The organism is Agromyces intestinalis, from assembly GCF_008365295.1.
Classification (GTDB): Bacteria; Actinomycetota; Actinomycetes; order Actinomycetales; family Microbacteriaceae; genus Agromyces; species Agromyces intestinalis.
In genome coordinates this window covers 2,096,189-2,115,963 of record NZ_CP043505.1, presented here as the reverse complement: position 1 = coordinate 2,115,963, position 19,775 = coordinate 2,096,189, and the positions used below count along the sequence as shown (strand labels likewise).

At 69.6% G+C, this 19,775-nt stretch carries 22 protein-coding genes; 8 read left to right on the top strand and 14 right to left on the bottom strand.

From position 1 onward, the window contains the following. Positions 1 to 30: 30 nt before the first annotated feature. Both FLP10_RS09675 and FLP10_RS09670 read right to left on the bottom strand, forming a co-directional pair. A complete protein-coding gene (locus tag FLP10_RS09675; RefSeq protein ID WP_149160672.1) occupies positions 31 to 405 on the bottom strand; it encodes an SHOCT domain-containing protein in 375 nt (124 codons plus the stop codon). Positions 406 to 407: 2 nt separating this feature from the next. After that, positions 408 to 836 carry a DUF6325 family protein gene (locus tag FLP10_RS09670; protein ID WP_149160671.1) on the bottom strand — a complete coding sequence of 143 codons (429 nt, stop codon included), beginning with the start codon at positions 834 to 836 and terminating at the stop codon, positions 408 to 410. A 150-nt stretch (positions 837 to 986) separates the two neighbouring features. Between FLP10_RS09670 and FLP10_RS09665 the strand changes: the two genes are divergently transcribed. After that, positions 987 to 2,135, top strand: coding sequence for a DUF998 domain-containing protein (locus tag FLP10_RS09665; RefSeq protein WP_149160670.1), 1,149 nt, complete (start codon positions 987 to 989; stop codon positions 2,133 to 2,135). Then, positions 2,132 to 3,598 (top strand): DUF2252 domain-containing protein, encoded by a 1,467-nt coding sequence (locus FLP10_RS09660; protein WP_149160669.1) that lies wholly within the window; start codon positions 2,132 to 2,134, stop codon positions 3,596 to 3,598. Before FLP10_RS09665 ends, FLP10_RS09660 begins: the two co-directional genes overlap by 4 nt. A gap of 139 nt (positions 3,599 to 3,737) precedes the next feature. Here the strand turns inward: FLP10_RS09660 and FLP10_RS09655 are convergent, their stop codons facing one another. Further along, positions 3,738 to 4,898 carry an AI-2E family transporter gene (locus FLP10_RS09655; RefSeq protein ID WP_149160668.1) on the bottom strand — a complete coding sequence of 387 codons (1,161 nt, stop codon included), beginning with the start codon at positions 4,896 to 4,898 and terminating at the stop codon, positions 3,738 to 3,740. A 349-nt stretch (positions 4,899 to 5,247) separates the two neighbouring features. Here FLP10_RS09655 and FLP10_RS09650 point away from each other — a divergent pair, with 349 nt between their 5' ends. Continuing rightward, on the top strand, positions 5,248 to 5,646 hold the full coding sequence (locus FLP10_RS09650) for an SHOCT domain-containing protein (protein WP_149160667.1): 399 nt from the start codon (positions 5,248 to 5,250) through the stop codon (positions 5,644 to 5,646). Positions 5,647 to 5,706: 60 nt separating this feature from the next. On the opposite strand, the gene FLP10_RS09645 is transcribed toward FLP10_RS09650, so the two are convergent. The 4 genes from FLP10_RS09645 to FLP10_RS09630 form a co-directional block, all read right to left on the bottom strand. Then, positions 5,707 to 6,891 (bottom strand): hypothetical protein, encoded by a 1,185-nt coding sequence (locus FLP10_RS09645; RefSeq protein WP_246149980.1) that lies wholly within the window; start codon positions 6,889 to 6,891, stop codon positions 5,707 to 5,709. Between the two features lie 77 nt (positions 6,892 to 6,968). Then, on the bottom strand, positions 6,969 to 7,457 hold the full coding sequence (locus FLP10_RS09640) for a DUF2017 family protein (protein WP_149160666.1): 489 nt from the start codon (positions 7,455 to 7,457) through the stop codon (positions 6,969 to 6,971). Next, on the bottom strand, positions 7,454 to 7,744 hold the full coding sequence (clpS, locus tag FLP10_RS09635) for an ATP-dependent Clp protease adapter ClpS (protein WP_149160665.1): 291 nt from the start codon (positions 7,742 to 7,744) through the stop codon (positions 7,454 to 7,456). The genes FLP10_RS09640 and clpS overlap by 4 nt, the downstream gene beginning before the upstream one ends. Before the next feature lie 52 nt (positions 7,745 to 7,796). Continuing rightward, positions 7,797 to 8,963 carry a class I SAM-dependent methyltransferase gene (locus FLP10_RS09630; RefSeq protein WP_149160664.1) on the bottom strand — a complete coding sequence of 389 codons (1,167 nt, stop codon included), beginning with the start codon at positions 8,961 to 8,963 and terminating at the stop codon, positions 7,797 to 7,799. Positions 8,964 to 9,032: 69 nt separating this feature from the next. Between FLP10_RS09630 and FLP10_RS09625 the strand changes: the two genes are divergently transcribed. Beyond that, positions 9,033 to 9,749: a hypothetical protein gene (locus tag FLP10_RS09625; protein WP_246149978.1), complete on the top strand. Its 717-nt coding sequence runs from the start codon at positions 9,033 to 9,035 to the stop codon at positions 9,747 to 9,749. 78 nt (positions 9,750 to 9,827) lie between these two features. On the opposite strand, the gene FLP10_RS09620 is transcribed toward FLP10_RS09625, so the two are convergent. The 4 genes from FLP10_RS09620 to dnaK all read right to left on the bottom strand — a co-directional run bounded on the left by FLP10_RS09620 (position 9,828) and on the right by dnaK (position 13,876). After that, positions 9,828 to 10,241: a heat shock protein transcriptional repressor HspR gene (locus FLP10_RS09620; protein WP_149160663.1), complete on the bottom strand. Its 414-nt coding sequence runs from the start codon at positions 10,239 to 10,241 to the stop codon at positions 9,828 to 9,830. A gap of 3 nt (positions 10,242 to 10,244) precedes the next feature. Continuing rightward, positions 10,245 to 11,237 carry a DnaJ C-terminal domain-containing protein gene (locus tag FLP10_RS09615; RefSeq protein ID WP_149160662.1) on the bottom strand — a complete coding sequence of 331 codons (993 nt, stop codon included), beginning with the start codon at positions 11,235 to 11,237 and terminating at the stop codon, positions 10,245 to 10,247. Between the two features lie 126 nt (positions 11,238 to 11,363). Continuing rightward, positions 11,364 to 12,005, bottom strand: a complete 642-nt coding sequence (locus FLP10_RS09610; protein ID WP_149160661.1) for a nucleotide exchange factor GrpE — start codon at positions 12,003 to 12,005, stop codon at positions 11,364 to 11,366. A gap of 2 nt (positions 12,006 to 12,007) precedes the next feature. Next, positions 12,008 to 13,876, bottom strand: coding sequence for a molecular chaperone DnaK (gene dnaK / locus FLP10_RS09605; protein WP_149160660.1), 1,869 nt, complete (start codon positions 13,874 to 13,876; stop codon positions 12,008 to 12,010). Between the two features lie 276 nt (positions 13,877 to 14,152). On the opposite strand from dnaK, the gene FLP10_RS09600 reads away from it, so the two are divergent. From FLP10_RS09600 to crcB, 4 genes are all read left to right on the top strand, one after another. Continuing rightward, the gene (locus FLP10_RS09600) at positions 14,153 to 15,355 is read left to right on the top strand and encodes a GTP pyrophosphokinase (protein WP_149160659.1); all 1,203 of its coding nucleotides are present in this window, start codon (positions 14,153 to 14,155) and stop codon (positions 15,353 to 15,355) included. Positions 15,356 to 15,525: 170 nt separating this feature from the next. Next, on the top strand, positions 15,526 to 16,044 hold the full coding sequence (locus FLP10_RS09595) for a universal stress protein (protein WP_246149977.1): 519 nt from the start codon (positions 15,526 to 15,528) through the stop codon (positions 16,042 to 16,044). After that, positions 16,041 to 16,484 carry a fluoride efflux transporter FluC gene (locus FLP10_RS09590; protein WP_149160658.1) on the top strand — a complete coding sequence of 148 codons (444 nt, stop codon included), beginning with the start codon at positions 16,041 to 16,043 and terminating at the stop codon, positions 16,482 to 16,484. The genes FLP10_RS09595 and FLP10_RS09590 overlap by 4 nt, the downstream gene beginning before the upstream one ends. After that, the gene (crcB, locus tag FLP10_RS09585) at positions 16,481 to 16,858 is read left to right on the top strand and encodes a fluoride efflux transporter CrcB (RefSeq protein WP_149160657.1); all 378 of its coding nucleotides are present in this window, start codon (positions 16,481 to 16,483) and stop codon (positions 16,856 to 16,858) included. Before FLP10_RS09590 ends, crcB begins: the two co-directional genes overlap by 4 nt. Before the next feature lie 384 nt (positions 16,859 to 17,242). Here crcB and FLP10_RS09580 read toward each other — a convergent pair whose 3' ends face one another. The 3 genes from FLP10_RS09580 to FLP10_RS09570 all read right to left on the bottom strand — a co-directional run bounded on the left by FLP10_RS09580 (position 17,243) and on the right by FLP10_RS09570 (position 19,687). Continuing rightward, positions 17,243 to 18,220, bottom strand: coding sequence for a hypothetical protein (locus FLP10_RS09580; protein WP_210418370.1), 978 nt, complete (start codon positions 18,218 to 18,220; stop codon positions 17,243 to 17,245). A gap of 202 nt (positions 18,221 to 18,422) precedes the next feature. Continuing rightward, positions 18,423 to 18,929, bottom strand: a complete 507-nt coding sequence (locus FLP10_RS09575; RefSeq protein ID WP_149160656.1) for a flavin reductase family protein — start codon at positions 18,927 to 18,929, stop codon at positions 18,423 to 18,425. Positions 18,930 to 18,967: 38 nt separating this feature from the next. Continuing rightward, positions 18,968 to 19,687 carry a winged helix-turn-helix transcriptional regulator gene (locus FLP10_RS09570; RefSeq protein WP_168209155.1) on the bottom strand — a complete coding sequence of 240 codons (720 nt, stop codon included), beginning with the start codon at positions 19,685 to 19,687 and terminating at the stop codon, positions 18,968 to 18,970. Positions 19,688 to 19,775 lie beyond the last annotated feature (88 nt).

The window sequence follows — 19,775 nt, the reverse complement described above, 5'->3', positions numbered from 1 at the left end:
CGGACAAGGGGTTGCGCCCGCTCTTCCGCGCTACCCGAGCAGCTTCGCTTTCGCGGCGGCGAACTCGTCGGCGCTCAGGAGGCCCTGCTGCTGCAGCGCGGCGAGCTTCTGGAGCTCGGCGACGATGTCGACGCCGCCCGCCGGAGCGGCCGGAGCCGCCGGTGCAGCCGCAACCGGCCCGGCCGCCGCCGCGGCCTGCTGCTGGGCGACCGCCTGCTGCGCTGCGGCCTGCATCTGCGCCTGCTGCTGTTGAGCCTCGTACTGCTGCTGCTCGTACTCGTCTTGCGCGCGCTGCTGCTGATGCCGCTGCATGCCGCCCGACACCGCCGTGGCGGTGCCCGCGACGACCGCGGTGCGCGCTGCGAGCCCGAGGAGTCCGGGTCGACCGACTCTTCTGATGGGCATGACTACTCCCCCTCCGCCTCGGACAGCACGGCGTTGACGACCGGCGCTGGAATGCGCTCGGTCTGCAGCACGACGCCACCGGCGGCGGCGAACCGAGACGCGAGCTGCTTCGCCCAGACGAGCTCGATCGCGAGGACCGCCCCCGACGTTCCGGGCGGGATCACCTCGGCCAGCTCGTCGATGTCGTCGTCGCCGACGAGGCCGCCGGCTTCGAAGGTCACCTGGGAGACGTCGAACTCATCGCCCAGGTCTTCGAACTCGCGCACCTCGATGCTGCCGTCCTCGTGCCGGGACACGATGATCGCGTCGAGCACCCGGATGTGACCCGTGTCGACCAATTCCGCGATGGCTGCGAAGGTGTCGGCATCGAGCCGATCCCCCTCGAATCCGATCACGTACAGGTCGACCGGACCGTACTCGAAATCCGCCATCGTTCCCCCTCTGACACGATGACCCTATCCCCCTGCGATCGCTGCGCGATAGCGTCAGACCAAGCCGACCCCGTGACACGGCTCGGCTGGACTCGTGGCCGTTCCGCAGGCACGGTGCGGCACGGAGCCGGGCGTGAGGGGGCGATCGGCATGCAGCGTTCGGGCACCGAAGTGATCAGCGTCGAACCCGAGGTTCGCGCGAAGCGCGGAGTCCGCGCCGAGACCGAGGCGGTGGTGGCCGGCACGGTCGGCGCCGCGGTCTCGGGCGCGGTCGCATTGCTGCTGTTCCTCGGCGCCCTGACGCCGTTGTGGGCGGTCGGCCGGTCGGTGGGCGTCGTCGCCGGCATCGCCGTCTTCGCGGCGAGCGCCGGTGCGGCCGGCACCGCGTACATGCGGTCGCGCCGGCAGCCGGGGCAGGAGTGGCGACGCCGGATCCGGCCCTGGCAGGATGCCGTCGACATCGGCACGGTCGCGGCCGTGCACGCTGCGATCGCGGCGGTCCTCACCGTCGCCGTGTTCGTGCTGCTGCAGCGCAGCTTCGAGGGGCTCGAGGTCGACGCCTTCATCGGCACACTGGCGGTCGTGGCATCCGCGGGGTTCTCGGGCTACCTGGCCTACTCGTCGGCGGCGGCCATGACGACCCGGAAGATGTCGACGCTGCTGGTGACCTACATGGCCGTCGCGACGCTGGGCAGCATCGCGGCCGTCGAGGACCCGCTCTGGTGGGAGTACCACTTCAGCCAGCTCGGCACCGCCGACGACTTCTCGGCGTTCCTGTTCAACAGCACGCTCATCGTCGCCGGCGTCTTCGTGACCACGTTCTCGCTCTACCTGACCCGCGACCTGACGACGCTGGCCGAGCGGGGCGTGCTCGAACGGGCGTGGGCGCCGCGGTTCTACGGCATCGTGTTCGTCGTGCTCGGCCTGATGCTGGCCGGCGTCGGGCTGTTCCCGCTCGACGTGAGCATCGCCCTGCACAACGGTTGCGCGGCGGGTATGGCCGCGTCGTTCGCGGCGATGGTGCTGGGGTCGCCGGCGATCCTCCGCGGGCTGCCGCGACGCTTCTTCGTCTTCTGCTACGCCGCGTTCGCGCTGCTGATCGGCGGGTTCCTGCTCTATGCGCCGATCGGGTACTGGAATCTCACGGCGTTCGAGCTCGTCGCCTTCAGCCTGATCTTCGGCTGGATCACGGTGTTCATCCGATTCGTGAACGCGATCACGGTCGATGAGGCGGATGCTCCGAGCCCGCCGGGTGCCGACGCGGCTCCACGACCCGCATCGAGAGGAGTCCGACCATGACCGACACCGTCGCGTCCGCCGACGCGAGCATCGCCCGTCTGGGTGCGCATCGCCCGACCAGGTCCGAGCGCCGCGCCGCGGGTGCCGCGGTGCGCGATCGGCTCCCGCACGAGGCGCACGCCGAGCCGAACGCCGAGCCGAACGCCGAGTCGTCCGCCGACGAGCACGGTCGCGACCCGGTCGCGGTCATCGAGGCCCAAGGGCGCACCCGGCTGCCCGACCTGCTGGCGTTGCGGCACGGACGCATGGCGGCGTCGCCGTTCGCGTTCTATCGGGGGGCTGCGGCGATCATGGCCGACGACCTGCGCGCCGCGCCCGACACGGGTATCGAGACCCAGCTCTGCGGCGACGCGCACCTGTCGAACGTCGGGTTGTTCGCCTCACCCGAGCGCTCGCTGCTCATCGACCTGAACGACTTCGACGAGACGGCCGTCGGGCCCTTCGAGTGGGACGTGAAGCGCATGGCGGCGAGCTTCGAACTCGCGGGGCGCGCCCGCGGGTTCGCGCCCGAGCAGCGCGCCCGCATCATCTCCCGTCTCCTGACCTCCTACGCCGAGGCGATCGATGTGGCATCCCGCACGCCGGTGCTCGAGATGGCGACCGCCCGGCTGGATGCCGACGCGATGATCGCCCGGGTGCGCGGCGAACTGCGACCCGAGGTCGCCGAGCGCGTGGTGAAGGGCATCGCGAAGACCCGGCAGCGCGACAGCGCCGACGCCGTCGCCCGGCTTGCCGACCAGGTCGGCGGCTCGTACCGGTTCCGCACGAACGCGCCGACGCTGGTGCCGCTGCGCGAGCTCACCGAGCACACCGGCATCGATCAGGCGACCGGCATCGACCGGGTCGAGGCGATGCTGCTCGGCTACCGCTCGTCGCTCACCGAGGCGCATGCGCGCATCCTCGACCGGTTCCGGGTCGTGGATGTCGCGCTGAAGGTCGTCGGCGTCGGCAGCGTCGGCACCCGCGCCTGGGTGGTGCTGCTCACCGGCAACGGCAAGCGCGACGTGCTCGTGCTGCAGGCCAAGGAGGCGCAGCGGTCGGTGCTCGAGCCCCCCGACCGTCCCAGCGCCTACGCGCACCAGGGCGAGCGGGTGGTGCACGGGCAGCGGCGGCTGCAGGCCTTCGGCGACGTGCTGCTCGGCTACACCCGCGTGGTGGGGCTCGACGGGCAGGAGCGCGACTTCTACGTGCGGCAGTTCCGCGATTGGAAGGGTTCGGCCGAGCCCGAGCGTATGGAGCGGTCGACGATGAAGCTCTACGCCGAGTACTGCGGCATCGTGCTGGCACGAGCGCACGCCCGAGGCGGCGATGCGGCCACGATCTCGGGCTACCTCGGCGACGGGAACGCGTTCGCGCGCGCACTCGTGCAGTTCGCCGCGGCGTACGCCGACCGCACCGAACGCGACCACGCGGCGCTCGTCGACGCGATCACGAGCGGACGCCTGCCGGCGGTCGCGCCCTGAGCGAGACATCCCGCCCCGATGCTTTTCTCAGGAACCGCCCGCCGAAACCGCACCGTTTTCAGGAAGACACGCCGGGCGCGACGGCGAACCGACCCATTACGCCTGAAAAAGGCACCCTGCACCTGCACCGGCCGCCGGGTCAGCGGGGCTTGCGGGCTTTGCGTTCGGCCTTCGCCGCGGCATCCTCGACGCGCATCTCGAGCTTGGTCTGGTCGAGTTCGCCGAGGGCGGGCCTGATCCAGTTCAGCCGGGGGTCGGTGTCGACGAGCAGCATCCGCACCAGCAGCGTGAGCGGTACCGCGAGCAGTGCGCCCATCGGGCCGAGCACGACCGCCCAGAACAGCACCGAGATGAACGTGAGCGACTGGCTGAGCGAGACCGCGTCGCCGACCACCTTCGGCTGGATGACCGACTGGATGATGCCGTTGATGAGGCCGTAGACCACGATCACCGCCACGACGAGCGGCCAGCCTCCGACCAGCGCGCCGAACACCAGCGGCGGGATGATCGCGATGAAGTACCCGATATTCGGGATGAAGCTGCACAGGAACGAGAGGATGCCCCACAGCGGCGCCCCCGGGATGCCCATGCTCGCCAGCGCGATCCAGTTCACCACGCCCTGGGCGGCGCCGAGTCCGGTCGTCACGGCCATGTAGCGCCGCACACCCGACGTGAACCGGCCCACTCCGACGGCGATCCAGGGCCGACGGCGCCCGATGCCCTCGAGCAGCGGCGACGCGTACGACGAGTCCATCGCCATCAGCACGAGCAGGGTGAGCAGGATCACCGCCGACGAGACGAACCCGGCCGCACCGCCCAGCACGCCCCCGAGGAACGCGATCACCTGCGTCGGGTCGAACGAGTCCAGGATGCGCTGCGCCTGCTCGGCGCCGATGCCGAGCGCTTCGAGCCAGGCGCCGAAGTCGGCCAGCGCGGCCTGCAGCTGCGGCAGATACGAGGGCAGCAGCGACGAGAACTGGGCGAACGACAGGAACAGCGCCCCCGCGAACGCACCGAGCAGCAGCACGACCGCGAGGAGCACCGACACCGTCGCGACGCCGCGCGGCACGCCGCGACCCTGCATCCAGGTGCGGATCGGGTGCACGCAGATCGTCAGCACGAGCGCGAAGAACGCCGCGGTGAAGATCGACCCGATCGCGGCGATGCCGAACGACGCGACCGCGGCACCACCCAGCCCGAGCAGGATGAACGCGGTGCGGTGGGCGATCGCCGGCGGGGCCGTGCCGGGCTCGCCCGCGGCCGGCGCCGGCTCAGGCTCCCGTTTCCGGTTCCACCACATGAGGTCCCCCTTCGAGGGCCGGCGCGGCATCCGCGGCATTCGCGGCATTCGCTCCCGGCGGAGCACCCGCACTGCGGTTCCCCTCATCGCGCATCGGCACTTCGTTGCCTGCAACATATCGGGCGGGGCACCCCCCGACGCGGGATCCGCCTCGACGCGCCGCACTCGCCCGCGAATCCGCGCATTCCTCCCCCATTCCGGGCATCCGCCGCGATAGTGTGCAAGCGGGGAACACGAAGATCTGGGGGGAGATCGAGCACCTCGGTCGTGGCGTCAGCCGCCCGTCCCTTCGTTTGCGACCCGTCGGCGCACCCGCGCGTCGGCTCTCACAATCGAAGAAGGGCTCCGAATGAGTTTCTGGCAGAGTTTCTGGGACATCGTCTGGTGGACGATCTGGATCTTCGCGTTCTTCGCCTACCTCTGGGCGGTCATCGCGATCATCACCGACCTGTTCCGCGACCAACAGCTCAACGGCTGGTGGAAGGCGGTCTGGATCATCTTCCTGCTGTTCTTCCCGTTCATCACCGCGCTCGTCTACCTCATCGCCCGCGGCCGCGGCATGTCCGAACGCGCGCAGAAGGAGGCGGCGCAGGTGCAGTCGGCGACCGACGCGTACATCCGGCAGACCGCCGGGGCCGCGGCGAGCCCGTCCGACGAGATCGCGAAGGCCAAGGCGCTGCTCGATGCCGGCACCATCAACCAGGCCGAGTACGACGCGTTGAAGACGAAGGCGCTCGCGGGCTCCTGACCGGCTGCGTGAACGAGAGGGGCGGATGCTTCGGCATCCGCCCCTCCGTCGTCCGCCGTGTCAGGCGGGGACGGGCGGCGCCGGCTCCGGAGCATCCGCCTGGCTCATCGCGCTCGAGTTGCGCAGGAACAGGATGATCCAGCTGAAGATGAGCACCGCGGCGACCAGCTCGACCGCCGTGAGGTTGTAGTAGCCGATCGCGAAGAACACGCCGAGCACCACGATCACCCCGACGTACACGTACCCGAGGATCACGAAGGGGCGCGGCATCCCGGGTACGAACCACGGCAGCCCGATCACGACGACCGCGTACGCGACCGCCATGCCCGTGGCGACCGAGTTGTGCACCCAGAAGAACTGGTCGACCGAGAAGACGCCCACGCAGGCGAGGAAGATGCCGATGAGCGCCAGCCCGTTGCGCACCACGTTGCGATGCCGCCGATCGAGCGGCGTCGCGATCGGCAGGGACGCGGTGCAGTAGCGGGCGATGATCGTGACGATCGCGCCGGCGATGATGAGCGTCAGGTTGAAGGCGATGGCGGATGCATCGTGGCCGATGCCGAGGGCCGACAGGTTCTTCTGCCACCAGAGCGGATCGCTCGCGCCCAGCATGCTCGTGATCGCCCCGACCACGAGGAACACCGCGAGCACCAGCGACAGCAGCATCGGGGTGAGCCGCGCCGCCGACAGGAACACCGCGTAGGCGCTCACCGCCAGCCCGACGCCGGTGAGCGCGACCGCGGGCACCGTGAACACGACGGCGCCGATGAAGCTGCGCTCGAGCACATTCGACAGGCCGAGCCAGGCGATGAGCACGACCGCACCGTGCGCGAGCGCGAGCGCGGTGAGGTCGAACCAGTGCAGGCGGGCGCCCGCGACCGCCAGCCCCGGGCCGACCTCGCGCTGCAGGGCGGTGCTCGGCGACCGCAGCACCAGCCGCCCCAACACGAACGCGGCGATCGCGACCAGCGCACCGCTGATCGCGACGAACTCGCCGATCGACCCGGCCCCCGAGATCGGCACGTCGCGGTTCCAGAACGCGATCAGCGCGGCGACCGCTCCCACCGCGAACGCGAACGACCCGATGATGAGCGCGACCGATTCGAGCGACTCGGCGTTCTCCGCCGGGCGGCGGACGATCTCTGCCAGCGAGGTGGCCCGGCGCTTCTCGGCTGCATGGGCCGGTGCCCCATCGGGTGGGCGGTCAGGATCGATGGATGTCTCGGCGGCGGCGATCTCGGTCATGGATGCTCCCCTCGCGGCCCCCTGCCGCGTCGGCACCAGCCTGCCACCGGGGGCGGATCGGGTCGAGCATCACGCCGTCAGGGCATCGGGTCGAGCACCTCGAGCATCGAGCCCTGCACGAATCCCGCCCACTCGTACGCCGCCCGCAGGTAGTCGTCGCGCGACTCGTCGGCGTCGTCGGTGCCCTCCTCGACGACGCCGACCCGTTCGGCGAGGATGAGCCGCAGGTCGGTGAGGAACGTCAGCCACCCCCACGCCTGCGACTGGTCGAGTTCGATCTCGACCAGCCCGCGCTCGCCGGGCGCCGCCGTCGCGTCGCGCACCGACTGCGCGGCCTGGCGCTTTCCGTCGACGAGGCTCTCGCGGGTGTACCGCGTGTAGTCGCGCGACGCCGAGGCATCATCGGGGTAGGCGTTGGGCAGCAGCCGCCCGAGGGCCGGGTCGTCCTCGGTGCCGAGCAGCAGCACCGAGTCGACTTGGTCGGCGAGCTCGGACAGCAGCATCGCCTCCTCGGCCTCGAGCACCAGGCGAACCCCGTCGCCTCCGTCGCGGCCGGCGACGATCATGGCTCGGCCCTCACGACCGTGGCCTGCAATCCGTAGCCGTGCATGGCGACGACGTGCCGCTCCATCGCCTCGCGGTTGCCCGTCGCCACCACGGCGCGCCCCTCGGTGTGCACCCGCAGCATCAACCGTTCGGCCTGCTCGCGTGCGAACCCGAAGTACGTCTGGAACACGTAGGTGACGTACGTCATGAGGTTGACCGGGTCGTCCCACACGACGACATTCCACGGCCGGTCGACGGTCGCGATGGTCGCGACGTCGAGGTCGTGGAGCTCGAGCGTGTCGGTCATCCTCCCAGCCTGACACGATCGCCCGATGGATGCATCCCCGCCCGGCGCCGCCTCAGAGACGTGTCGAGACGGTCACCGTGAACTTCGGATTCCGGGCGATCTGCCGCGTCGGACCGACGAGTCGCTGCAGGGCCTGACGGTACCTCAGATGCGAGTTCCAGACGGTCACGAGCCGTCCGCCCGGCCGCAGAGCGCGGCCCGCGTCGGCGAACAGCCGCTCGGCGAGCGCGGTCGTCAGAGCGCCGCCCGCATGGAACGGCGGATTCAGCACCACGAGGTCGGCGATCCCGTCGCCGACGAGTTCGAGCGCGTCGGCGCGCTCGACCCGGATGCGGTCGGCGACACCGTTCGCCTCGGCCGTCTCGCGCGCCGACCGCACGGCCACCGCCGACTGGTCGTACGCCTCGACCTGCGCGGCCGGCAGCAGTCGGGCCAGGGCCACCGCGACGACGCCGGTGCCGCACGCCAGGTCGATCGCGCGTTCGGGCCGCTCGCCGCCGATCGCGACGGGCAGTTCGGCGATCAGGAAGCGGGTGCCGATGTCGACCGAGGTGCCGGCGAACGCGCCGCCGTGCGAGACGATGTCGATGTCGAGTTCGTCATCGTGCGCGCGGCGCGGCCACGCGGCATCCGGCCCTGTGATCGCGCCCATGCCGGCCGGATGCGGCTCGCGCACGACCAGCACCCGCGACTTCTGCCTGGCGTGACTCACGTCCACCCGCCCGAAGTGGCGCAGCAGCACGTGATTCATGGCCGGGCTCATGTGCTTCAGCCGCCCGCCCGCGACGACGACCACGTCGTCGTCCGCGTATTCGGCGATCAGCGCCGCGACCTCGTCGAGGGCATCGAGCGACCGCGGCAGCCGCAGCAGCACGACGCGGGCACCCTCGACGAGGGCGGCCTCGGCCGGTAGCACCCGCACTGCGTCGGCGAAACCGACCCGGCGCGCGTTCTCGGCGATCGCGCGCTCGCCGAGCAGGGCGTCCTGGTGCACTCGGATGCCACGCAACCCGTGCGCTGCGGCGGTGCCGAGGGCCAGCGCGCCGTGCGTGTCGCCGATCACCGCGACCCGGGCCCCCGCGGCGGTCGCGCCGAGGTCGGCGACGAGCGCATCGACGAACGGCCGGGCCTCATCGAGGATGAGCCGGTCGGCCGCGTCGGAGGCCTCGAGTCCGGGTGCGCTCACGTCGGGGCGCCTGCGGAGATCGCTGAGTTCCACCCGGGCAGGTTACCCGCACTCGGGGGTCACGGTGAGGGTTCAGCCGGTGTTTGCTACCCTCGGTCAGGCATGCGGGAAACACGCCGAAGCCAGCCGGGGGGCCGCCGCGTCGCGCCGAAGTCGGGCGCGACGCCCGTCGGACGTACCCGCACGGTGCGCCGATTCGGCGCTCTCCTGGCCACTTTCGCGGTCGGCGGGTTGCTCGCGACCCTCGCGATCGCACCCACCGCGCCGCCGCTTCTGGCCGATCCCGCCGTCGCCGCCTCATCGCTCACGCACGACCGCCTGCAGCGCGTCGCCGTCGACGCCGGGGGCGCGGTGCCCGGCGTCTCCGAGGACTCGTACGTCGCCTCGACCGGGCCCGAGACCCTCATCGAGGGGGGCACGAACCACGACTGGGCCAAACTCGTGCTCGTCGACGGCGGGTTCCCCGTGACCGAGGCGAACGTCACCGTCATTCTGCGGTGGATGCGCCAGGAGAACGGCGTCGACAACTGGTGGAACCGCAACAACCCGCTGAACAACGGCAACGGATCGGGCGGCGGATCGGGCCTCGGCAGCTACGACACCCTCGTCACCGGCGCGTACTACGCGGCCGACAGCCTGCGCCGCTACGCGTTCTACGACGCGATCGAGGCGGCGCTCGAGGTGGGAGACGACGCGGATGCCACGGCTCGCGCCATCTGGGCATCGCCGTGGGCCGGAAGCCACTACGGCAACGGCACGCACTGGTCGACCCGCCCCGTCGAGGCGATCGAGGCCCCGGCGAGCGCCTGGGGCCGCTGACGCCTGCGCGGCGCGTCGGTTGCGTCGGTCTCGATACGCGTTGCCGCTTCGCACTGGCGCTACTCGGCCGGCGACGGGCTACCGGTCGAGCGGCCGCCAGACGACGAGGGCATTCTCGCGGCGCACGCGCGTGCCGGCCTTGATGGTGACGATGTCGCCTGCCGAGCCCGCGGCGAACACGCGCCGGCCGGGGCGGTTCAGCATCTCATCGGCGAGCATCGCCTCGAGCTCGCGCACCCGGGTGCGCAGCGCCGACACCTCGTCCTCGAGGCCGAGCACGCGGCGGATGCCCTCGAGGCTGACGCCCTCGCTCGACAGCTGGGCGATCTCGCGCAGCTGCACGACATCGCGCATCGAGTAGCGGCGCGACTTGCCGGCGGTGCGGCTCGGCGAGACGAGCCCGAGCCGGTCGTACTGGCGCAGGGTCTGCGGATGCATGCCGGCGAGCTCGGCCGCGACGGAGATCACGAAGATCGGGCTCGTCTCGTCCATCGCCTACCCCTTGGCGCGCGCGATGAGGTCATCGCGGGGGTTCTCGTCGGGCAGCAGCGCTGCGAACTCGCGCAACCGCTCCTCGGCCTCCTTCGAGAGATGCGAGGGCACCGCCACCTGCACGACGGCGAGTAGGTCGCCCGTGCCCTTCTTCGTCGCGACGCCTCGGCCCTTCACGCGCAGCACCCGGCCGCTCGGGGTTCCCGGCGCGACCTTGAGCTTCACCGGGTCGCCGCCGAGCGTCGGCACCTGGATCGTCGCGCCCAACGCTGCCTCTTCGAAGGTCACCGGCACGGTGACTCGCAGGTTCAACCCGTCACGCTCGAACACGGGGTGCTTGCGCACGTTGACGGTGAGGATCATGTCGCCGTTCGCGCCGCCGTCGGGTGACGGGTGACCCTTGCCGCGCAGCCGGATCTTCTGCCCGTCGGCGACGCCGGCGGGGATGTTCACCGTCACGGGCTTGCCCTCGGCCGTCTGCAGGGTCACCTGGTCGCCCCGGGTCGCGGTGATGAAGTCGAGCGTGGTCGTGGCCGTGACATCCCGGCCCGGCGTCGGACCGCCGAAGCCGCGGTAGCCGCCCGTCGACTGCCCGAACCGGCCGCCGCCGAACAACCCGCCGAGCAGGTCGTCGTACTCGCCGCCCGCGCCCTGCTGGAACGTGAAGCGCTGGCCGCCGCCGCCCTGGCCGAACATGCCGCCGAAGACGTCCTCGAAGCCGCCGGCACCCTGCCCACCGGGGGCGGTGAAACGCGCGCCCGACCCCATCGCGCGGATCGCGTCGTACTCCTTGCGCTCCTCGGGGTCGGAGAGCACCGAGTTCGCCTCGCTGATCTCTTTGAACTTCGCCTCCGCCGCGGCATCGCCCGGGTTCTGGTCGGGGTGGTACTTGCGGGCGAGCTTGCGGTACGCCTTCTTGATGTCGGCGTCGCTCGCGTCCTTGGAGACGCCGAGCACCTGGTAGAAGTCCTTGTCGAACCAATCCTGACTGGCCACGGGCGCCTCCTCTCTCTGCTGTTCAGTCTGTCGTGCCGCCGAGTGTTTCCGTTCGCACCACTGGTTTCCGCTGGTACGGAAACGCTCGGCGCGAACGGAAACGCTCGGCGGCGGATGTGGCGTCCGTCAGGACGCCGGGGTGTGCACCACGACCTTCGCCGGGCGCAGCTGGACGCTGCCGAGCGTGTAGCCCGCCTCGACGACGTCGGCGACCGTGTCGGCGTCGACGTCGGGCGAGGGCTGCTGGAAGATCGCCTCGTGCCGCTGCGGGTCGAACACCTCGCCCACCTCGCCGAATCGCTCGAGCCCGAGCTTCTCGGTCGCGGCGCGCAGCTTGGCGGCGATCGTGACGAACGGGGTGTCGCCCTCGAGGTCGCCGTGCTTCTCGGCCCGGTCGAGATCGTCGAGCACGGGCAGCAGCACCGCGACCGCCGCACCGACCGCGCGCTCGCGCTCGAGCTCGCGGTTCTGCTCGGTGCGCCGACGGTAGTTGGCGTACTCGGCGGTGACCCGCTTGAGGTCGGCCAGGTGCTCGTCGGTCGGGTCCTGCACTTCGGCCTGCGCCGCGTTCAGGATGTCGTCGACGGTGAGCTCGCGCTCGTCGTCGCCGGCGTCGCCGTCCGCGGACCCGGGCTGAGCGGATGCCTCGTGCGAAACATCCGTCTCGCCCTGCCCCTCGGGCTGCCGAACCGCACCCGTCTCGGGGTCGATCCGCCGCTTGTCGCGGACGATCGGCTCCTCGTGGTTCCGGTCTTCCTCGGAAGCCATGGTTACTTCTTCTCGTCTTCGTCGTCGACGACCTCGGCGTCGACCACGTCCTCGTCGCTGGACTCGCCGCCCGCGGCACCGGTCGCCGAGGCATCCTCGCCGGCCGTGGCATCCGCCGCCTGGCCCTGCGCGTAGATCGCCTCGCCCAGCTTGGTCTGCGACTGCGAGAGCTTCTCGAAGGCGGTCTTCACCGCGTCGTCGTCGTCGCCCGCGAGCGCCGACTTCAGCGCGTCGACATCGCCCTGCACCTCGGTCTTCACGTCGGCGGGCAGCTTGTCGTCGTTGTCCTTGATCAGCTTCTCGACCGAGTAGGCGAGCTGCTCGGCGGAGTTGCGCTGCTCGGCGGACTCGCGGCGCTTCTTGTCTTCGGCGGCGTGCTCCTCGGCCTCGCGCACCATGCGGTCGATGTCGTCCTTCGGCAGCGACGAGCCGCCGGTGATCGTCATCGACTGCTCCTTGCCGGTGCCCTTGTCCTTTGCGGACACGTGCACGATGCCGTTCGCGTCGATGTCGAAGGTGACCTCGATCTGCGGGATGCCGCGCGGCGCCGGGGCGATGCCGGTGAGCTCGAAGGTGCCCAGCGGCTTGTTGTCGCGGGTGAACTCGCGCTCGCCCTGGAAGACCTGGATCGCGACCGACGGCTGGTTGTCGTCGGCGGTCGTGAAGGTCTCGCTGCGCTTGGTCGGGATGGCCGTGTTGCGCTCGATGAGCTTGGTCATGATGCCGCCCTTGGTCTCGATGCCGAGGCTCAGCGGGGTGACGTCGATGAGCAGCACGTCCTTGCGCTCGCCCTTCAGCACGCCGGCCTGCAGGGCGGCGCCGACGGCGACGACCTCATCGGGGTTGACGCCCTTGTTGGGCTCTTTGCCGGTCTCCTTCTTGATGAGGTCGGCGACGGCGGGCATGCGGGTCGATCCGCCGACGAGCACCACGTGGGCGATGTCGCTGATCTTCACGCCGGCCTCGCGCATGACGTCCTCGAAGGGCTTCTTCGTGCGGTCGAGCAGGTCGCTCGTCATGTTCTCGAACTGGGCGCGAGTGAGCGTCTCGTCGAGGTTGGCCGGGCCGTTCTCGGTGAGCGAGAGGTAGGGCAGCTGGATGCTGGTGCTGGTCGAGCTCGACAGCTCCTTCTTGGCCTGCTCGGCGGCCTCCTTCAGGCGCTGCAGGGCGATCTTGTCCTTCGAGACGTCGACGCCGGTCGACTCCTTGAAGCGCTTGATCAGGTGGTCGACGATGCGCTGATCCCAGTCGTCGCCGCCGAGGCGGTTGTCGCCCGAGGTGGCGCGCACCTGGATGGTCGAGAAGTCGTCGTCCTTGCCGACCTCGAGCAGGGACACGTCGAACGTGCCGCCGCCCAGGTCGAAGACGAGGATCAGCTCGTCCTCCTTGCCCTTGTCGAGGCCGTAGGCGAGCGCGGCCGCGGTGGGCTCGTTGATGATGCGCAGCACGTTCAGGCCCGCGATCTCGCCGGCCTCCTTCGTGGCCTGACGCTCGGCGTCGTTGAAGTACGCCGGCACGGTGATGACCGCGTCGGTGACGGTGTCGCCGAGGTACTGCTCGGCGTCGCGCTTGAGCTTCTGCAGGATGCGCGCCGAGATCTCCTGCGGGGTGTACTGCTTGCCGTCGATCTCCTGCGTCTTCCAGTCGGTGCCCATGTGGCGCTTGACCGACGAGATGGTGCGGTCGACGTTCGTGACGGCCTGGCGCTTGGCGGTCTCGCCGACGAGCACCTCGCCGTCCTTCGTGAACGCGACGACCGACGGGGTCGTGCGGAAGCCCTCGGCGTTCGCGATGACGACGGGCTCACCGCCCTCGAGGACGCTGACGACCGAGTTGGTCGTGCCGAGGTCGATTCCAACTGCACGTGACATGTGTGTTTCTCCTTCTCGCCCGGAAGGAACCGCACGGATGCCCCGTGCCGGACCCTTTCCGGACTGGTGGCCCGGCGGTGCCCGCCCGCGGCCGAAAGTCGGTGACGTCGAGACTTGAGTCTCAACGGCTCAAGTGTCACGCAGCGACTCGAACGTGTCAAGTCGAGATCGCGAAACTTGAGCGCATTTGACTCAACTCTCGGTGGGTGCACGGTATTCCACGGCGCTCGGGCTGCGGCACGGCCCGCGCGGGGCGACCCGCACTAGCCTTCCGGTGTGGACACGCGTGATTCGGAGGAGCGGCTGGTCGCGGCCGAGCTCGCCCGGTACGACCGCGAGCTTCGCCGGTACCGCGCGCTGCGCAGCCGCATCGAGGCCGACTTCGCTCGCCGCCTCGAGGCGGCGGGATTCAAGTACTTCCACGTCACTGCCCGGGTAAAGTCGCGCGAGTCCTTCGAGCGCAAGGTGCGTCGTGCGCCCGATCGCGAGGTGCGCGACATCCTCGGGGTCCGGGTGATCGCGCACTTCGAGGGCGACCTGCCCGCCATGGAGCAGGTCGTCCGCGAAGCCCTCATCGTCGACGACGACTCGTGGGTCGACAAGTCCGAGATGCTGCCGATCGACGCGTTCGGCTACCGCTCGGTGCAGTTCGTCGGCCGCATCCCCGAAGAGGGTCAGGAGCGCGTCGCCACCGGCGCGGTCAGGGCGGTCGGGTCGGATGGCACGACGGATGCCTCGGATGCTCCGCAGGTCGAGGTGCAGCTGCGCACCGCACTGAGCGACACCTGGTCGGAGCTCGAGCACGACCTGCGCTACAAGTCGGCGCGACAGCTCCCGCGCGAAGTCGACCGGCTCTTCGCGCTCTCGGCGGCGCTGCTCGAACAGGCCGACGACAACCTCGACCAGATCCGCCGGCAGGTCGAGGAGGCACGGGTCGCCCCGCCCTCGCGGGCCGACGGCGGCGGCGAGCGCGGGTACATCGGTCGGTTCATCCAGTACGACGGCGACTCGCGCACGCTCGACCAGCTCATCACGGCCGCGCTCGACGTGCCGTTCGGCGCCGTCACGGGCTCGGGCCGCGAGCTGCGCAGCGTCGTTCGCGCTGCCGGGTGGCACCGGTACGAGCAGCTCGCCGACGGCTTCGCCGAGTACTCCGAGCTGGGTCGTCGACTCGCGATCGCGTGCGCGAACACGACCCGTGACATCCTGCTCGCCGACGCCGAGCCGCAGCGACCCGCCCGATCGTTCCGCGGTATCGGCGTCTACTGGACGGCACTCTCGGCCGCGCTCGTGGCCGGCACCGCGGTGCGCGAGAGCCGAGTGCCCGACGGCCGCCTGGCCGAGTACCGCGTGGTGGCCGAGTACCTGAACGTGAATCCCGACGCCTCGGCGCTCAGCGTGCGCAGCCGGTACGTCGCCCTCGCCGCGCCGGCCGGCACGCTCGACGACGAGGGCTTCGCACCGATCAGCCTCGCGTGAGCCGGCGGCGCGCTTCCCCCTGCCCCCTTCTCTCGTGCAAGGCCGATCTGCGTGAGTGAGGTTGCGCCGCGCCGACCGTGGTGACGCGGATCGACCTTGCACGAGAGAAGAGGGGAGGGGGGGAGCGGTGTGGGAAACTGGATGCAGCGCTCAGGCGCCGAGGAGACCCCGTGACCGGCAGAACTGCAACCGTCGTCGTCGGCGTCACGTCGCACCAGCCCGACGTCGTCGTACGGCAGGCCGCGTCGCTCGCTGCTGCGCTGCACGCACGCCTCGTGTGCGCAGCCGTCGACCCCGGTCACTACGTCGTCGAAGAGCATCCCGACGGCAGTGTGCACTCGCTTGCCGTCGACCCCGACGCCGGTGATCTCGAGCCCGCCGACGGCGCGTTGTTCGATCCCGACCTGCTCAGTCGGCTGCACGCGCTGCTCGATCCCCTCGACCTGACCTGGGAGCCTCGGGCCCTCGCCGGCGACCCGACACGCGCGCTCGCGCATCTCGCCGAGGCGATCGACGCGGCGATGATCGTGGTCGGCACGCGCGAGCCCGGCGTGCGCGGCACGCTGCGCGAATTCTTCAGCGGCTCGGTGGCCGCACACCTCGCGCACCGCCAGCACCGACCCGTGCTCGTGGTGCCGATCGCCCCGGTCGGGTTCGCCGACGACGTTCCCTGGGACTCGACGACGTGAGCCGCGACAGCCGTCCGCCGCACCTGCAGTGGCGGCTGATCGCGCTGGTCGCGCTCGGGGGCGCGCTCGGCACGGCGGCCCGCGCGGGTCTCGGCGTCGCGGTCGCCGCGGCCTTGCCCGGCGCGGTGTTCCCGGTGACGACGTTCACGGTGAACCTGGTCGGCGCGTTCGTGCTCGGCATGCTGCTCGAAGCCCTCGTACTACGCGGGCCCGATGAGGGCGCGCGCCGAGGCATCCGACTGTTCATCGGAACCGGCGTGCTCGGCGGGTTCACGACCTACAGCGCGTTCTCGGCCGACACCGCCCGGCTGCTGCTCGACGGCGAGGCTCTCATCGCGGTCGGATATGCACTCGGCACCGTCGTCATCGGCGCCGTGGCGAGCCTCGGGGGCATCCTGCTCGCGCAGGCTGCGCATCGCGAGACGCGAGGTGCGCGGTGACCGGATGGCTCGTGTTCGCGTGCACCGCGGCAGCCGGCGGCGTGGGCGCCGCGCTGCGGTTCGTGCTCGACGGCCTCGTGCGCACCCGCTTCGGCAGTGGTCTGCCGTGGGGCACCGCGCTCATCAACCTGACCGGATCATTCGCCCTCGGGCTGCTCGTCGGTCTCGCGCAGCACCGCATCGGTGCGGATTGGGTCATGCTGCTCGGCACCGGACTGCTCGGCGGGTACACGACGTTCAGCACCGCCAGCGTCGAGACCGTGCGTCTCGCCCGCGACCGGCGCTGGCGCGCCGCGACAGGGTACGGGTTCGGCGTGCTCGTGGCGGGAGTCGCGCTCGCACTGCTCGGCATCTGGGTGGGGTCGGTCGTCTGAGCCGGCGCGGCTCGCCCGCATCGCCCGCGCGAATCGGCTCGCCCGCGCGAATCGGCTCGCCCGCCCCCGATCGAGTGGGCAGGGAACGTGGTGCCGACCTGCGTTCGGAACCTTCTCCGTCCGCGCCGTGTTCTCTGTGCTTCCGAAGGGCGCAGTCACGACGGCGAAGGGCGGCATTCGACCCGATCGGGTCGAATGCCGCCCGTGGCTGAGGTGGAACTGCTCGGAGGTCGGCGATCGACCGCGACCGTCAGTTCCCTTCAGGCCAAGTACGCGGGTCGACTCCACCAGGCTCACCCGGTTGATCTCCGCCCGGTAGATAGCTGTGCTCGGGATGCCGATGAGCCCGGAGGACGGATCTCACAGACACCGGACGGTGAATGCTCATACCCATGGGGCGATCGGGTACCACGGGATTACCCCGAACGTGGCCAGCAGTCGCAAGTCCCAATAGAGCACGGTGAATACTCCGAGCGTCAGCAAAGATGCCGCAGTGAATGTGTTCGCTCGGGTCGGGTCGACGCGGAACCAATTGAACACTCGTTTCGGCAGGATCAGAGCCAGCGTCAGGGCAATGACCGCCATGAGTGCAATATTCCCCAGCGATTGAAGCGAGAACACAGCAGCTGCGTACAACGGCGAGCCGATCTCGGCAGCATTTCGGAACAGTTGACGGAAGAGCGGGTAGGGGCGCCCGACGAGGAACCCGCCGATCAACATGCCGAGCAGCACCGTATGGACCTGCGGAAATCGCTTCGCCACCGCGGCCAACGGATCGGGCGTGACCCCGACAACGGTCAAGCCGAGGTAGATCATCGCGATGCCGACGACTCCGAAGACGACCATCGACTGAACCAGAACTGGCGGCATCTGCCCCGGCTCGGGAGGCGCGGTAGAGAACTGGGGGAGGTTGACACCAATCCAGCCGACCAGCACTCCATAGCTGACGGATATGACGAGCATCCCGACGGCGAGCCAGGCAAGGGCGCGAAGGGTGCCGAGCACCAGCGCCTTTCGTGAAGCGACGCCCGGGCCGAGGCACGGCGCTACAGCCCCGAACACGGCGACGTTGCATGCCGTGAAGGTTCCTGCGAGCCCGGAAACGAGGGCAAACACGATGCCCGCGACGGCGCCTTCGATCGGTGTCGCTTTCGCGTCGTGACCCAGGAGATAGTTCGCAACGTTGTCGCCGATGACGCTGTCGACAAACTGATACGACCAGAGTGCGGAAAGCGCGAACCCCCCCAGAATGCTGAGAAGGACGATCGGGATCGGTCTCCGCGGGAAATGGCCATCGATGAATGGTGCAGCTCGCGGCCTCGGCGATGAATCAACGGCTTCCATTACGTGTGAATCGAGCATTCCCTACTCCCTGCTACTCGATGGTTGGTGCCTTGATCATGACGGGAGTAGGACACGGCGAAAAGGCGCGATCGCCGCTTCCGCAATCTGCGATAAGCAGTGCGGTACGGCTCGGTCGTCGAGACCATCGAGGATGGCGTGCGAACGTCGCTGTGAGCATTCGCATCCGACTCGACTGGTTCCGCTCGACCCCTGCCTGGCGCTATGGCGAGATGTCCCTCAAGCGTCGGTATGCGCCCTTGAAGTAGAGGAGGGGCTCGCTCGAGGTCGAGTCTTGTGCGCTCGTCTCGCATACACGACCGACGACGATGAGGTGGTCTCCTGCTTCGTGTTCGGCCCACGTCTCGCAGTCGACCCACATGAGTGTGTTGCGTATCACGGGGTTGCCTGCGGCGCTTGATGCCCATTCGACGCCCGCCCACTTGTCAGTGTCACGCCGCGCGAACTGCTGTGAGATGTGGTCCTGGTCATGGGCCAGGATGTTGACCGCGAATCGGCCACGCTCCGCTATTCGCGGGTAGCTGGTCGAGGTCCGCATCACGCTGAACGAGACGAGGGGCGGGTCGATCGAAACGGAGCAGAACGATTGGCACGTGAAGCCGACGGGTTCGTCATCGTGAACGCCGGTGACGACCGTGATACCCGAGGCGTAATGGCCCAACGTATCCCGGAATCTTCGAGGACCGATAGAAGGAGCAATTCCACTCATGTACGGTTCCTCCTTTACGCGACGCGGCTGAGACGAGTTCAGGCGCTCGGGTTTGGCCCTCGTTCCAGCGCATCTGACGCATCGGCTTCCTCGGCGCCCAGACCTTCCTCGAATCCCATCACCACGAGACAGGTGCGCAGCGCATCCCGGCTTCCCTGGACTGATATGCGCCCCGTACGAAGCGCCTCACCGACATCCAAGTGACCTGATCCGATCGCAAGGAAGGTGTGGGCGTTTCCCTCGATACTGAGATCCGGATCACTTGTCGGTCCGCGTTCGGCACTCATCCGACCGTGGTCGATACGAAGTGAGAAGGCCTGATCGCCGATGCTGAACGTCCATGCCGCGTGACCTTCTCCCAGCAGCGCTGGCTGCGCCATGGCCTGTAAGGCGAGAAACGCCCACGTGGGATCTGGTTCGCCGTACCCCTCCGGTGATCCAGAAAGTGAGCGCAATCCCCACTGCGCGAGTGCGAGAACTGCCGGGCGCAACTCCTCCCCGGCCGCAGTCAGTTCGTAGACGCGACCGCGGCGGTCACCCTCCATGACATGCTGCACCGCGATGCCGTGTCGCACGAGGTGCTGCATGCGCTCGGAGAGCACAGTCGCGCCGATTCCATCGAGCGCCTGATGCAGTTCAGAGAAGCGACGCGGCGCGATCAGCAATTCACGCACGATGAGAAGTGTCCACCGCTCACCGACCACATCCAGGGCCAAGGCCAGGCCACAGGCTTGACGATAGCTCCGACGGTCGACCACGCGATCCCTTCGATGGAGCGCCGCTCCATGGGGGAAGCGAGCTGGCGGATCCCACCTGCTGTGGGGGGCTCGGAAGTCAATGTAGCAA

Excerpts from the sequence above, each read along its gene's own strand:
- FLP10_RS09670 (WP_149160671.1), bottom strand. The coding sequence starts at position 836 with ATGGCGGATTTCGAGTACGGTCCGGTCGACCTGTACGTGATCGGATTC.
- FLP10_RS09620 (WP_149160663.1), bottom strand. The coding sequence starts at position 10,241 with ATGGACGAGACGAGCCCGATCTTCGTGATCTCCGTCGCGGCCGAGCTC.
- FLP10_RS09655 (WP_149160668.1), bottom strand. The coding sequence starts at position 4,898 with ATGTGGTGGAACCGGAAACGGGAGCCTGAGCCGGCGCCGGCCGCGGGC.
- FLP10_RS09580 (WP_210418370.1), bottom strand. The coding sequence starts at position 18,220 with ATGCTCGATTCACACGTAATGGAAGCCGTTGATTCATCGCCGAGGCCG.
- FLP10_RS09575 (WP_149160656.1), bottom strand. The coding sequence starts at position 18,929 with ATGAGTGGAATTGCTCCTTCTATCGGTCCTCGAAGATTCCGGGATACG.
- FLP10_RS09610 (WP_149160661.1), bottom strand. The coding sequence starts at position 12,005 with ATGGCTTCCGAGGAAGACCGGAACCACGAGGAGCCGATCGTCCGCGAC.
- FLP10_RS09625 (WP_246149978.1), top strand. The coding sequence starts at position 9,033 with ATGCGGGAAACACGCCGAAGCCAGCCGGGGGGCCGCCGCGTCGCGCCG.
- FLP10_RS09640 (WP_149160666.1), bottom strand. The coding sequence starts at position 7,457 with ATGATCGTCGCCGGCCGCGACGGAGGCGACGGGGTTCGCCTGGTGCTC.
- dnaK (WP_149160660.1), bottom strand. The coding sequence starts at position 13,876 with ATGTCACGTGCAGTTGGAATCGACCTCGGCACGACCAACTCGGTCGTC.
- clpS (WP_149160665.1), bottom strand. The coding sequence starts at position 7,744 with ATGACCGACACGCTCGAGCTCCACGACCTCGACGTCGCGACCATCGCG.
- FLP10_RS09665 (WP_149160670.1), top strand. The coding sequence starts at position 987 with ATGCAGCGTTCGGGCACCGAAGTGATCAGCGTCGAACCCGAGGTTCGC.
- FLP10_RS09650 (WP_149160667.1), top strand. The coding sequence starts at position 5,248 with ATGAGTTTCTGGCAGAGTTTCTGGGACATCGTCTGGTGGACGATCTGG.
- FLP10_RS09645 (WP_246149980.1), bottom strand. The coding sequence starts at position 6,891 with ATGACCGAGATCGCCGCCGCCGAGACATCCATCGATCCTGACCGCCCA.
- FLP10_RS09660 (WP_149160669.1), top strand. The coding sequence starts at position 2,132 with ATGACCGACACCGTCGCGTCCGCCGACGCGAGCATCGCCCGTCTGGGT.
- FLP10_RS09675 (WP_149160672.1), bottom strand. The coding sequence starts at position 405 with ATGCCCATCAGAAGAGTCGGTCGACCCGGACTCCTCGGGCTCGCAGCG.